Source organism: Pulveribacter suum (genome assembly GCF_003013695.1).
In the GTDB taxonomy this organism is placed as follows: Bacteria; Pseudomonadota; Gammaproteobacteria; order Burkholderiales; family Burkholderiaceae_C; genus Melaminivora; species Melaminivora suum.
Genome location: NZ_CP027792.1, coordinates 243505 through 256625 on the forward strand (window position 1 = coordinate 243505; position 13121 = coordinate 256625).

9 protein-coding genes are annotated in these 13121 nt (G+C 71.0%); 8 read left to right on the top strand and 1 reads right to left on the bottom strand.

Annotated features, from left to right (window positions below; all coding sequences use genetic code 11):
• Positions 1-5: 5 nt before the first annotated feature.
• The gene (locus C7H73_RS01065; protein WP_227001380.1) at positions 6-1205 is read right to left on the bottom strand and encodes a helix-turn-helix transcriptional regulator; all 1200 of its coding nucleotides are present in this window, start codon (positions 1203-1205) and stop codon (positions 6-8) included.
• A gap of 336 nt (positions 1206-1541) precedes the next feature.
• On the opposite strand from C7H73_RS01065, the gene C7H73_RS01070 reads away from it, so the two are divergent.
• The 8 genes from C7H73_RS01070 to C7H73_RS01105 all read left to right on the top strand — a co-directional run bounded on the left by C7H73_RS01070 (position 1542) and on the right by C7H73_RS01105 (position 13077).
• Positions 1542-3734: an IPTL-CTERM sorting domain-containing protein gene (locus tag C7H73_RS01070; protein WP_106844958.1), complete on the top strand. Its 2193-nt coding sequence runs from the start codon at positions 1542-1544 to the stop codon at positions 3732-3734.
• 90 nt (positions 3735-3824) lie between these two features.
• On the top strand, positions 3825-6677 hold the full coding sequence (locus tag C7H73_RS01075; protein WP_106844959.1) for an IPTL-CTERM sorting domain-containing protein: 2853 nt from the start codon (positions 3825-3827) through the stop codon (positions 6675-6677).
• Between the two features lie 58 nt (positions 6678-6735).
• Positions 6736-7230 carry a c-type cytochrome gene (locus C7H73_RS01080; RefSeq protein WP_106844960.1) on the top strand — a complete coding sequence of 165 codons (495 nt, stop codon included), beginning with the start codon at positions 6736-6738 and terminating at the stop codon, positions 7228-7230.
• 169 nt (positions 7231-7399) lie between these two features.
• Complete coding sequence (gene tkt, locus C7H73_RS01085; protein WP_106844961.1) at positions 7400-9457, top strand: transketolase; 2058 nt, start codon at positions 7400-7402, stop codon at positions 9455-9457.
• 46 nt (positions 9458-9503) lie between these two features.
• Positions 9504-10505, top strand: coding sequence for a type I glyceraldehyde-3-phosphate dehydrogenase (gene gap / locus C7H73_RS01090; protein WP_106844962.1), 1002 nt, complete (start codon positions 9504-9506; stop codon positions 10503-10505).
• Between the two features lie 176 nt (positions 10506-10681).
• Complete coding sequence (locus C7H73_RS01095; RefSeq protein ID WP_106844963.1) at positions 10682-11695, top strand: L,D-transpeptidase family protein; 1014 nt, start codon at positions 10682-10684, stop codon at positions 11693-11695.
• Positions 11696-11807: 112 nt separating this feature from the next.
• On the top strand, positions 11808-12317 hold the full coding sequence (locus tag C7H73_RS01100; RefSeq protein ID WP_227001381.1) for a M23 family metallopeptidase: 510 nt from the start codon (positions 11808-11810) through the stop codon (positions 12315-12317).
• A gap of 277 nt (positions 12318-12594) precedes the next feature.
• Positions 12595-13077, top strand: a complete 483-nt coding sequence (locus C7H73_RS01105) for a DUF4398 domain-containing protein (protein WP_106844965.1) — start codon at positions 12595-12597, stop codon at positions 13075-13077.
• Positions 13078-13121: the final 44 nt, after the last annotated feature.

The following is a 13121-nucleotide window of genomic DNA, read 5'->3' on the forward strand; positions in this document are numbered from 1 at the left end:
CGCGCTCAGGCCACGCGGTCGTGCACCTCGCCGGGCGTGAGCAGCATCAGCCGCGCCACCAACGCCACCAGCTCCTGCTGGCGCTGCGTGCGCGTCTTGAGCAGCAGAGTGCTCATCTGCGTGCGCACGGTGCGGATGCGCACGCCGCGCGCGTCGGCAAAGTCTTGCGGCGTCTGGCCGCGCAGCAGCGCCAAGAGCAGCGCCGCCTCGGCCGGGCTCAGGTGATAGGCCTGGCGCGCCAGCGCGACGGCGGCCGCCGCGTCGAGCGAGCGCTCGAGCAGCACCCACGCGACGCCCGGCGCGCCGTGGTGCAGGCCCAGCGAGGCCAGCTCGCCCGCTGCCAGGCTCACCAGCACCAGGCCGCCTGGCAGCTCGGCACAGCCACTGCTGCCGCGCAGCGATTGCGCGAACAGCGCGCGCATGGCCGCATCGGCCTGCAGCGGGCCGGCCAGCAGCTTGCGCAGGCCGGCGTGTTCGCGCTGCGCGGCCAGCATCCGTGCCCGCGCGTTGGCGTGCAGCAGCCGCCCGGCGGTATCGAAGAACAGCATGCCCATGGACAGGCGCTCCATCAGCGCCTCCAGCCCCTGCGTGCGCGTGCGCAGTGCCAGCGCCTCGCGGTGCAGGAAGGCGGCGTGCTGCAGCGCGCCGAATTCGGCCTGGAAGCGCTGCACCTGCCCGGCTGAAAAGTCCTCGCCACCGCGCAGCCGGTACACGGAAGCGAACAGGTTGCCCACCGGGTGGCGCGCGGCGCCGCGGCTGCCGCCGAACATGCGCGCGCCGATGCCGTGCGGGCGCAGGAAGTCGCTGTAGAAGGCCGCATGGCGCTGCCGCCGCGCTGGCGCGATGGTGCCGTCCGTGACAGTCCACACGCCGCCGTGCTGCGCCTGCGCGTAGCGCTCCATGGCGGCGTCCCACAGGGGGTCCTGCTCGCGGTAGTGGGCGGCGTAGCTCAGCGTGGCCTCGGCCGTCACGCCGCGGCCCACCAGCGCTGGGGTGCCGGCAGCGGACGGCAGGTGCAGCCAGTAGCCGGGGTCCGGGTGCGCGGCGAATTCCACGCCCTGCTGCGCGAGTTGCTGCGGGCCGCTGGCCAGCACGAACCAGCCCACCTGGTCGGCCCCCAGGCTGGTGGCGTAGCGGTGCAGCGCCCCGGCCCAGCGCGCCTCGTCGGCGACCGCGCCCAACAAATCCGTCAATGCCTGGTGCAAGCCTGTCCTCCTGTTGCGAGGCGCGAATTCTTGGTGGCGCGGCGCCCGGCTGCCATTCCCCTTCGGGATACCACCAGGGCGCAGCGCGCGGCAAAACGCGCGGCCATCGGTCCGGTGGCCGATAGGCAGGCACGGCGCCCTTTTCAAGAATCGGCCCAGGCCCAGCAAGGGCCGTTTTTTTCGCTGAAGGAAACGCTCGCATGAACCCGATCGCATGGGCCGAAGCGGCCCGGCGCGTCCTGGAGACGTCCGCCGCCTACCTGCAACTGGCAGGCAGCACAGGGCCGCACCGCGCGCACCCGTAACCCGTAAACCGAGAGCCACGAGGACACATCCATGACCTTTCCCGCAACCGCCGCGCCGGTGCCCCACCCGCGGCGCTGGCGCGCCGGCGCGCTGGCCCTGGCGCTTGCCGCCGCGCTGGGCAGCAGCGCCGCGTGGGCCGCTATTCTCCCCACCGAGAGGGCCGCGCTGACAGACCTCTACAGCAGCGCCGACGGCGCCCACTGGCGCAACAACGCCAACTGGATGGGCGCCGCCGGCACCGAGTGCACCTGGGCGGGCGTGACCTGCGACGCGGCGCAATCGCACGTGACCGCGCTGAGGCTGAACTTCAACAGCCTCAAGGGCAGCGTGCCGGCCACGTTGGGCAACCTGACCGCGCTCACGGCGCTCAACCTGCGGCAAAACGAGCTGAGCGGCCCCATTCCTCCGCTGGCCGCCATGAAGGAACTCGTGTCCCTTGACCTGGGCGGCAACACGTTCAGCGGCGCCATTCCATCGCTGGCGGGCTTGGGCAAGCTCGAGACCTTCGAGGTCCAGGGTGGGGAGCTGACGGGCGGAACGCCCGCGCTGACCGGCCTGGCCAAGCTGCGCGTGTTCAACGTCAGCGGCAACCGGCTCGACGGGCAGATCGCCCCCCTGGCGGGCGCCTCGGCGCTGGAGGAGTTCAATGCCAACACCAAACAGTTGACCGGCGCCATTCCCGACCTGAGCGCTCTGGCCGCGCTCAGGCTCTTCACCGCCACCAACAACCGGCTCACCTCGATCACGGCACTCGCCGGCCTGGCGAATCTGGACAGCTTCATCGTCTCCAGCAACCAGCTGGGCGGCGCGATCCCGCCGCTCACCGGCCTGGCCCGGCTGCGCAGCTTCCACGTCGAATACAACCAGTTGAGCGGGCCCCTTCCGGCGCTGACCGGCCTGGCCAATCTCGAGAATTTCTATGTGCACGACAACCAGCTGACCGGGCAGATCCCGTCGCTGGACGGCCTGGCCAAGCTGCGCTTTCTGCACGTCCAGAACAACCAGCTGGTCGGCTCGCCGCCCATGCCGCCGAACAGCACCCTGTCGGCGGTGATGTGCAAGAACCCCCTGCGCAACAGCCCCGACCCTGCCGTCAACCAGGCCTGGGACGAGGCCGTCACCGGCAGCGGCCCCTGGGCCGATGGCTGCACCGGCAGCTGGGACGTGACGCCCACGGTGCGCGATGCGCGCACGGGCGACCCCATCACCGACGGCAGTACCGGCACCGTTTCGCCCGGCACCGTGCAGATCCTGCCCGCCGGGGCCACGGTGCAGTTCATCCTGACGCCCGCGCCCGGCTACCACCTGTTTACCACCTTCAGCCGCACCTGCCCCGGCACGCTCAGCGGCAACGTCTTCACCGCCGGCCCGTTGACGGCCAACTGCGCGATCGACCCCGTGTTCATCAAGGACGCGGCCGGCCCGCAGGACGGCATGTGCGGCAGCGACGACGGACAGGTCCTGAGCGCGCCGCCCAGCAACCTGTGCAGCGCCGGCACGCCCAGCGTGCTGTCCGGCTCGGGGCCGTGGAGCTGGTCGTGCGCCGGCACCGGCGCGGGCGCCACGGCGCAGTGCTCGGCGCAAAAGGCGGGAGGCCAGGGCGGGCAGGGCTGGCTGGTGACGGCCGTGGTCAACGGCCCGGGCGGCACCGCCGCGCCGGCCACGCAAACCGTCGCCAGCGGCGCGCGCGCCAGCATCACCGCCACGCCGCAGCCCAGCTACATGCTGGTCGGCGCCAGCGGCTGCGGCGCCACCTTCTCGGGCAACGCCGTGACCACGGCGGCCGTCACGGCCGCCTGCACCGTCGAGCTGAGCTTTGCCGTGGCCGAGGCCACCGCCACGCGCTTTCTGAGCGTGCTGCCGGCCGCGCCGCGGGTGGGCGAAGACGTGGCCCTGCGCGTGGCCGTGGAAGTCGGCGACACGCCGCTGGCCAGCGCCAGCGTGGCCATCAGCGGCGGCGGCGCTGCGTGCACGGCGCAGCTCGATGCCGCCGGCACCGGCCAGTGCACCCTGCGCTTTCCCGCCGCCGGCCAGCACACGCTCACCGCCCTCTACGCCGGCGACGTGGCGCGGCGCTACCTGCCCTCCAGCGCCACGCACGCCGTAAGCGTCGCCGCCGCGCCCGGCGGTGTGCAATCGATACCCACGCTGGCCGAGTGGAGCTTGGCCCTGCTGGCTGCGCTCACCGGGCTGATGGCGGCACGCCACCTGCGCCGGCCGTGACGGGCAATCGGAATCTGGCTGAAAAGGGGCTGCGGCGCTTTCAGGCAAAGCGCATGCAGCTATCAAAAAGATAGTAAACGGAAATCCTCCATGTCCTCCTCCCTCTGGAATGCCATGGCCCGGCACGCACTGCACGCCGCCGTGCTGTGCCTGGGCGTAGCCACCACCGCGCAGGCTGCCGGCTGGCACCCCGCGGGCAGCTTTGGCGGCGAACGCGCCAGCCATACCACCACGCAACTGGGCGACGGACGCGTGCTCGTCGCAGGCGGGCAAAGCGGGGGCACCCCGCTGGCCACCACGCAGCTCTACGACCCGGCCACGGGCCGCTGGAGCGGCGGGCCGGCCCTGCCCGGCCCGCGCGTCGACCACTCCGCCACGCCGCTGGCCGACGGCACCGTGCTGCTCGTGGGCGGCCATACCGGCAGCGCATCGACCAGCGCCGCCGCCACGTTTGACCCGCGCACCGGCGCCGTCACCCCCGCCGAAGCGATGAACCTGCGCCGCAGCCGGCACACCGCCACGCTGCTGCACGACGGGCGCGTGCTGGTGGCAGGCGGGCAGGGCACTGCCGGACAGGAAGCGCTCCGGTCCGCGGAGGTCTACGACCCCGCCACGCGCACCTGGGAAAGCGCCGGCTCGATGCCCGGCATGGGCAAGCGCCAGCACACCGCCACGCTGCTGGCCACGGGCCGCGTCCTGCTCGTGGGAGGCCTGGACAACGGCATCAGCGCCGACGCTGCCGTCCTGGTCTGGAACCCCACGGACGCCACCTGGACCGTCGCCGCTCCGCTGCCCGACGGCCCGCGCCTGGACCACACCGCCACGCTGCTGCCCGACGGCCGCGTGTTGGTCGCAGGCGGCCGGGGCAGCGGCAACGTCGCGGTGGGCACGACGCAGTTGTACGACCCCGCCAGCAACACCTGGAGCGCCTGCGCCGTGCTGCAAGCCGCCCGCGAGCGGCACGCGGCGGCGCTGCTGCCGGGCGGCCGGGTGCTGCTCGTGGGCGGCGAAGCGGGCAATACGCCGCTGGCCGCCAGCGAAGTCGTCGACCCTGGCACCTGCAACGCCAGCAGCCTGCCGCCCATGGCGCAGGCGCGCACCCGCTCCGGCGCGCTGCTGCTGCACACGGGCGAGGTGCTGGTGGCGGGCGGCGACGGCACCCCCGGGCCACTGGCCAGCGCCGAGCGGTTCTCGGCCGATGCGCTGGTGCCCGAGGTCACGGGCGCGCTGCCCGCGCTGCGCCAGGACCACCGCGCCACGTTGCTGCGCGACGGCTCGGTGCTCGTGACCGGCGGCCTGGTCGCCAGCGGCGGCTCCGCCGCGCCTGGAAATTCCACCCTGCGCTACGACGCCGGGACGGGCCAGTGGCAAGGCGCGGCGCCGATGGCGCGGGCGCGCAGTTATCACAGCCAGACCCTGCTGGCCGATGGCCGCGTGCTGGTCGCCGGAGGCTCCTCGGTGCCTGCCAGTGCCGAGCTGTACGACAGCGCCACCCAGCAGTGGAGCGCCGTGCCCGACCTGGCGCACGGGCGCTGGGCGCACACTGCGACCTTGCTGCCCAGCGGCAGCGTGCTGGTCGCCGGTGGCGCCAACGGCGGCAACGTGGCGCAAGCCGAACGCTACGACCCTGCCGCGAACGCCTGGCAGGCGGCCGGCGCGCTGCTCGTGCCGCGCAACGGGCACACCGCCACGCTGCTGGCCGACGGGCGGGTGATGGTGGCCGGGGGCAACGCCCTGACCAGCCAGGGCACCGCCTCGGTGGAGTTCTACAACCCCGCCACCGCCACCTGGACGGCCGGCCCCGCCATGCAGCAGGCGCGCAACCAGCACAGCGCCACGCTGCTGGCCGACGGGCGCGTGCTGGTCGCCGGCGGGCATGCCGGTGGCGCGGGCTACCTCGCCAGCGCCGAGATCTACGACCCGGCCACGAACGCCTGGCACAGCGCCGCCAGCCTGCAACAGGCGCGCAACTTGCACACCGCCACCTTGCTGCCTGACGGGCGGGTGCTGGTCACCGGGGGCGGCTACAACGGCGCCAACCTGAGCAGCGCCGAGGTGTACGACCCCGAATCGGGTGCCTGGCAGACGGCAGGGACCATGCCCCAAGGGCGCGGCGGCCACACCGCCACGCTGCTGGCCAACGGGCGCGTGCTGGTGGCAGGCGGGCTGAACAGCAACTCCACCCCCGCGCTGCTGTACGGCCCAGCGAGCGATGCAGGCAATGCCCGCCGCCCCCGCATCACGTCCTCGTCCACCCCGGTGGCTACTTCCGGGGCCCTTGAGCTGTCGGGCCTGCACCTCGTCGGCGCCAGCGAAGCCAGCGGCGGGGCCACCAGTCAGTCGGCCACACGCTTGCCGCTGGTGCGCCTGCAAGGTGAGGGCAATGGCGCAGTGGTGTGGCTGCCCATCGCCAGCGCCGTGCCGAGCGGCGGGCACACCCTGGTGACCACCCACCCGCTGCCGCCGGGCACGGCGCCCGGCCCCTACCGCGCCACGGTGTACGTGAGCGGCATGGCGTCCGACTCGGTGCCGGTCCGCGTGCTGGCGGCGGGCGCACCGAACGCTCCCACGGGCGTGACGGCCACGCCCGGCAACGCGCAGGTCACCGTGTCGTGGCAGGCGCCTGCCGGCGGCACGCCGCCCGCCAGCTACACCGTCACGGCCCAGCCCGGCGGCGCCAGCTGCACCGTGCAGGCCCCCACCACCAGCTGCACCGTGACGGGGCTAACCAATGGCACCGCCTACACCTTCACCGTCACCGCCAACAACGCCGGCGGCAGCGCCTCGGCCCCGCCCACGGGTGGCGTGACGCCCGCGCCAGCGCCTGGCGGCGGGGGCGGCCCCGGCGGTGTCCAGGGCATACCCACGCTGTCGGACTGGGGCGTGCTGGTGCTCGCGGCACTGATGCTGGTGGCGGGCGTGCGCATGCGCCGCCCTGTTTGAACTATCGAAATGAGAGCTGCCAGCGCTTTCTGGACGGGCCCTGGAAGCCAAAAACACCATGAAAATTCTCGACGCTTTCCCGCGCCTGCTGCTGGGCGCCTGCGCCCTGGCCCTGCCGCTGGCCGGCCTGTGCGCCCCACCATCGAAGACCCAGCAGATCGAGCGCGGCCGCTACCTCGTCACCATCGGCGGCTGCAACGACTGCCACACGCCGGGTTACGGCGCATCCGGCGGCAAGGTGCCCGAGAAGGAATGGCTCACCGGCGACACGCTGGGCTACAGCGGCCCGTGGGGCACCACCTACGCCACCAACCTGCGCCGGCTGGTGGCGGGCATGAGCGAGCAGCAATGGCTGGCCATGGCGCAGCACCAGCCGATGCGCCCGCCCATGCCCTGGCCGGCGCTGCGGGCGATGAGCGCGCGAGACCTGGCCGCCGTGTACCACTTCATCCGCTGGCTGGGCCCGCGCGGCGGCGATGCGCCGCCCTACCTGCCGCCAGGCACGGCGCCGCGAGGGCCTGCGGCGGTGTTCCCGGCGCCGCCGGGTTCGTAGTGCATAGGCTGCATTGCTTCGGCCTCCTGCGCCATCCGTTTGCGGCGTCGCTGCCACCGGTGGCCCACGCTGCAGATTGCGCCCCTAGACCCCAGCGCCGGCGTCCAAACCCCCGCCCAGTAAAATCGCGGGTTTGCACCAACAAACCGCCCGCCCGGGGCCCGCCCACATGGCCAACTCTCAACAGATGGCGAATGCGATCCGCGCACTCGCAATGGATGCCGTTCAACAGGCCAACTCCGGCCACCCCGGCGCCCCCATGGGCATGGCCGACATGGCCGTCGCGCTTTGGGGCCGGCATCTGAAGCACAACCCCGCCAATCCCCAGTGGCCCGACCGCGACCGCTTCGTGCTGTCCAACGGCCACGCCTCGATGCTGCTGTATGCGCTCTTGCACCTGACGGGCTACGACCTGCCGGTGGAAGAACTCAAGCACTTCCGCAAGCTGCACAGCCGCACCGCCGGACACCCCGAGCACGGCATCACCCCGGGCGTGGAGACGACCACCGGCCCGCTGGGCCAGGGCATCACCAACGCGGTGGGCTTCGCGCTGGCAGAAAAACTCCTGGCGCGCGAGTTCAACCGCGACGGCCACCAAATCGTGGACCACCACACCTACGCCTTCCTTGGCGACGGCTGCCTGATGGAGGGCATCAGCCAGGAGGCGCTGTCGCTGGCCGGCGCGTGGAAGCTGAACAAGCTGATCGCCCTGTACGACGACAACGGCATCAGCATCGACGGCCAGGTCGCTCCCTGGTTCATCGACGACACGCCGGCGCGCCTGCGCGCCTGCGGCTGGAACGTGATCGGCCCGGTGGATGGGCACGACGTGGAGGCCGTGGCCGACGCCATTGCGCTGGCCAAGAGCAGCCAGGACAAGCCCAGCTTCATCGTCTGCAAGACCGCCATCGGCCGCGGCTCGCCCAACCGTGCCAACACCGCCAAGGCGCACGGCGAGCCCCTGGGCGCCGACGAGATCACCCTCACGCGCAACGCCATCGGCTGGAGCCACGCGCCGTTCGAGATCCCGGCCGAGGTGTATGCCGAGTGGGACGGCAAGCAGCAGGGCACGCAGATGGAAGCCGAGTGGCAGCAGCGCTTTGACGCCTACGCCTCCGCGCATCCGGAACTCGCCTTTGAGTTCACCCGCCGCATGGCCGGCGACCTGCCCAAACACTTCGCCCAGGTCGCCGTCGATCTGGTGGTGGGCGCGCACACCTCCGCGCAGACCGTCGCCAGCCGCAAGGCCAGCCAGATGGCGCTGGAAGTCTTCACCGCGCAGCTGCCCGAGCTGCTGGGCGGCAGTGCCGACCTGACGGGCTCCAACCTCACCAACACCAAGAGCACGCCCGCGCTGCGCATGGACCCGGACACCGGCGACGTGATGCAGGTGGAAGTGGCCGTGGGCGACCAGACCGTGCACGTGGGCGGGCGCCACATCAACTACGGCGTGCGCGAGTTCGGCATGGCCGCCGTCATGAACGGCATCGCGCTGCACGGCGGCTTCATCCCCTACGGCGGCACCTTCCTCACCTTCAGCGACTACAGCCGCAACGCCATCCGCATGGCCGCGCTGATGAAGCAGCGCGTGATCCACGTCTTCACGCACGACTCCATCGGCTTAGGCGAAGACGGCCCCACGCACCAGAGCATCGAGCACGCCGCCAGCCTGCGCCTGATCCCCGGCCTGGACGTCTGGCGCCCGGCCGACACGGTGGAGACTGCCGTGGCCTGGAGCGTGGCGCTGTCGAATCGCGACCGGCCCACGGCGCTGCTGCTGAGCCGCCAGAACCTGGCGTACCTGCCCAAGCGCGACCTGGGCGACATCTCGCGCGGCGCGTACATCCTGTCCGAGCCGCAGGACGTGGGCCTGAAGAAAAAGGCCCAAGCCGTCATCATCGCCACCGGCTCCGAGGTGCAGCTGGCCGTCGCCGCGCAAAAGCTGCTGGCCGCACGCAAGATCGCCGTGCGCGTGGTCTCCATGCCCAGCACCACCACTTTCGACCGCGAAGACGCGCGCTACAAGCGCCTGGTGCTGCCCGACAACCTGCCGCGCATCGCCGTGGAGGCGGGCGTGACCGACTTCTGGTGGAAGTACGGCTGCGCGGCGGTGGTCGGCATCGACACCTATGGCGAATCGGCGCCGGCGCCGGTGCTGTTCGAGCACTTCGGCTTCACGCCCGAAAACGTCGCCGCCACCGTGCAGGCGGCGCTGCGCCGCAAGTAAACCAGCGTTTTTCCTGACTTTCTCAATTCACAGGAGGTTTCCCGCCATGACGATCAAGATCGGTATCAACGGCTTCGGCCGCATCGGCCGCAACGTGCTGCGCTCCGCCGTGCAGAACTTCTCGGACATCGAAGTCGTTGCCATCAACGACCTGCTGGAGCCGGACTACCTGGCCTACATGCTCAAGTACGACAGCGTGCACGGCCGCTTCAAGGGCGAGGTCTCGGTCGAGGGCAACACGCTGATCGTCAACGGCAAGAAGATCCGGCTGACGCAGGAGCGCGACCCGGCTCAACTCAAGTGGAACGAGGTCGGCGCCGACATCGTGATCGAGTCCACCGGCCTGTTCCTGGACAAGGCCAGCGCGCAAAAGCACCTGGATGCCGGCGCCAAGAAGGTGCTGCTGTCGGCGCCCTCCAAGGACGACACGCCGATGTTCGTCTTCGGCGTGAACGACAAGGAATACGCGGGCCAGGCCATCATCTCCAACGCGTCGTGCACCACCAACTGCCTGGCCCCCGTGGCCAAGGTGCTGCATGACAAGTGGGGCATCAAGCGCGGCCTGATGACCACCGTGCACGCGGCGACTGCCACGCAAAAGACCGTGGACGGCCCCAGCAACAAGGACTGGCGCGGCGGCCGCGGCATTTTGGAAAACATCATCCCCAGCAGCACCGGCGCGGCCAAGGCCGTAGGCGTGGTGCTGCCCGCGCTCAAGGGCAAGCTGACGGGCATGAGCTTCCGCGTGCCGACCTCCGACGTGTCGGTGGTGGACCTGACGGTGGAGCTGGAGAAAGAGGCCAGCTACGACGAGATCAAGGCCGAGATGCGCGCCCAGTCGCAGGGCGCCCTGAAGGGCGTGCTGGCCTACACCGAGGACAAGGTCGTAGCCACGGACTTCATCGGCGAGACCCACACCTCGGTGTTCGACGCCGACGCCGGCATCGCCCTGGACAAGACCTTCCTGAAGGTGGTGGCATGGTATGACAACGAGTGGGGCTACTCCAACAAGTGCCTGGAGATGGTGCGCGTGATGGCGGCCAAGTAAGCCGCTCACGCCCACGGCAAAAGGCGCGCCCCGCGGGGCGCGCTTTTTTTTGCTGCGCACGCCGCCGTGCTGGCTCGCGGCGGACGGGCGTGCGCAGGCGTTTCCTACAGGCGGCGGGCGACCGCGTGCGCACACTGCGGGCTGATCTTTTTGACCCGTTTCACGCACGACCCGCCATGACGCTCTCCCGCCGCTTCCTGCTCGTTTCCGCCGCCGCCCTGGGCCTGCCGCCCGTGGTCTGGGCGCGCACTGCCGCCCCCAAGGCCGGCAAGGAAAGCAACGCGCTCGACTTCGACGCCTTCAACGCCGCGGACGACAGCCCGGCCCTTGCGCAAGGCGCGACATCGGCCGCCGTGGCGCGCGCGCAGATCCTGCTGGACCGCGCCTGGTTCTCGCCCGGCGAGATCGACGGCGGCTTCGGCAAGAACATGCAGCGCATGGTGCGCGCCTTCCAGCGCTCAGGTGGCCTGAAGGAGTCCGGCCGCATCGACCAGGACACGTGGAAGGCCTTGCGCGAGGTCAGCGGCGAGCCCCTGCTCACGCGCTATCGCATCACCGAGAAAGACGCCGCCGGTCCCTTCGAGCCGACGCCCGCCGACATGGCCGAGCGCGCCAGGATGAAGGCGCTGCCCTACCAGTCGCTGGAGGAAATGCTGGGCGAGCGTTTCCATGTCAACCCGGCCTTTCTCAAGCGCCTGAACCCGGGCACCAGGATGGCCGCCGGCAGCGAGATCGTCGTGCCCAACGTGCAGGAATCCAAGGCGCCCGCGCGCCTTTCGCAAAACATCGAAATCGACAAGAGCGAGCGCGTGCTGTTCGTGCTGGACAAGGACGGCCAGCCCGCAGCAGGCTTTCCCATCAGCATTGGCAACGAAGGCAACGACCCGCTGCCGCTGGGCTCCATGGCAATCAAGAACGCGGTGGACAACCCCAGCTTCACGTTCGACCCCAAGCTGCTCAAGACGGCGCCGAAAGATTCCGAGAAGGCCGAGATCGCGCCCGGGCCCAACAACCCGGTGGGCACCATCTGGCTGGGCCTGTCCAAGCCGCACTGGGGCATCCATGGCACGCCCGAGCCGGACAAGGTCGGCCATTCGGAGACCAACGGCTGCATCCACCTGACCAACTGGGACGCCGAGCGCCTGGCCAAGGTCATCAAGGTGGGCGCCAAGGTCGAGGTCAAGGCCTGAGTCATTTCCGCGCCTTGAGATGAAAAAGGCCTGCAGCGCCCATCCATCAAGCGTGGACAGCTATCAAAACCATAGTGCAAGCCGGCAGCGGCGTGCCCTGCTGCTCGCCGCTTTGCTGGGCCCCGCCACCGCGCTGGCGCAGCGCGCCGCGGTGCACCACCCGCTACCCCGCGACACCGCCCTGCTGGCCGCGCGCGCCCTCACGCTGCCGGTGCAGGGCGTGGCGCGCGAGGAGCTGGTGGACACCTTCGGCAACGCCCGCAGCCAGGGGCGCCGCCACGACGCCATCGACATCATGGCCAGCGCCGGCACGCCCGTGCTGGCCGTGGAGGACGGCCGCATCGCCAAGCTGTTCCTGAGCAAGCCCGGCGGCATCACCATCTACCAGTTCGACCCTGGCGCGCGCTACAGCTACTACTACGCGCACCTGCAGCGCTACGCCGACGGCCTGCGCGAGGGCCAGCAGGTGCGCCGCGGCCAGGTGATCGGCTATGTGGGCAGCACCGGTAACGCCAGCCCCCAGGCACCGCACCTGCACTTCGCCATCGCGCGGCTGCCGCCGGACCAGGCCTGGTGGAAGGGCGATTCGCTCAACCCCTACCCGGTGCTGCGCGGCTCCTAGGGCGGCCTGCTCGCCTGTTTGGCCAGCTATCCATTCGATAGCTGCCGGCGCTTGCCCTGCCTGCCCTAAAGCCCTGCCTGGCTTGCAACCCCGGTCGGATTTGGCCCACGCCCGCTGCTGCGCTGCACCTACGGCGCGCGTGCAGGGCCGGTTTCCATAATTTTGTTCAACGCTGGCGTGGCGCGCCAGGCATTCCCGCCCTGCGCCCACCGCCCTCATCCGCGTCCCGCCCGTGCACAGCGTGCGGCTTGTGATTCAACCCGTTGGAGTTCTCCCCATGCCCACTACTTCCTCCCTTTTGCGAACGGCTTCGGCCGCACTGGCGCTGGGCGCCCTGGCTGCCTGCTCGTCCACCCCCAAGCCCACAGAAGAGATGGCCGTCGGCCGCGCCGCAGTCCAGCGCGTGACGGCCATGCCCGAGGTAGCGGCGAACGCCCCGGTAGAGATGCAGCGCGCCCGCGACAAGTGGCTGCAGGCCGAGCGCGCCATGTCCAACAAGGACTACAAGGAGGCCCGCCGCCTGGCCACCGAGGCCGAGGCCGAGGCGCGCCTGGCCGAGTCCAAGGCCGAGGCCGTGGACAACACCCGCACGCTGCAGGAGGTGCAGGGCAGCATCCGCTCGCTGCAGCAGGAGATCGACTACCGCGCCCGCACGTCGGCCACGCCGGTGGCCGTGCCGGTGCCGGTGCCCGTCCCTGCCGCCGCAGGCAGCTCCACGACGACCACCACCATCACGACCACGCCTGCGCCGGCCCGCTAAGGCGCGCAGCCCCGCCCGTTTCACCGCTTTTTTGAAGGAAAGTT

Excerpts from the sequence above, each read along its gene's own strand:
- C7H73_RS01070 (WP_106844958.1), top strand. The coding sequence starts at position 1,542 with ATGACCTTTCCCGCAACCGCCGCGCCGGTGCCCCACCCGCGGCGCTGG.
- C7H73_RS01075 (WP_106844959.1), top strand. The coding sequence starts at position 3,825 with ATGTCCTCCTCCCTCTGGAATGCCATGGCCCGGCACGCACTGCACGCC.
- C7H73_RS01080 (WP_106844960.1), top strand. The coding sequence starts at position 6,736 with ATGAAAATTCTCGACGCTTTCCCGCGCCTGCTGCTGGGCGCCTGCGCC.
- tkt (WP_106844961.1), top strand. The coding sequence starts at position 7,400 with ATGGCCAACTCTCAACAGATGGCGAATGCGATCCGCGCACTCGCAATG.
- gap (WP_106844962.1), top strand. The coding sequence starts at position 9,504 with ATGACGATCAAGATCGGTATCAACGGCTTCGGCCGCATCGGCCGCAAC.
- C7H73_RS01095 (WP_106844963.1), top strand. The coding sequence starts at position 10,682 with ATGACGCTCTCCCGCCGCTTCCTGCTCGTTTCCGCCGCCGCCCTGGGC.
- C7H73_RS01105 (WP_106844965.1), top strand. The coding sequence starts at position 12,595 with ATGCCCACTACTTCCTCCCTTTTGCGAACGGCTTCGGCCGCACTGGCG.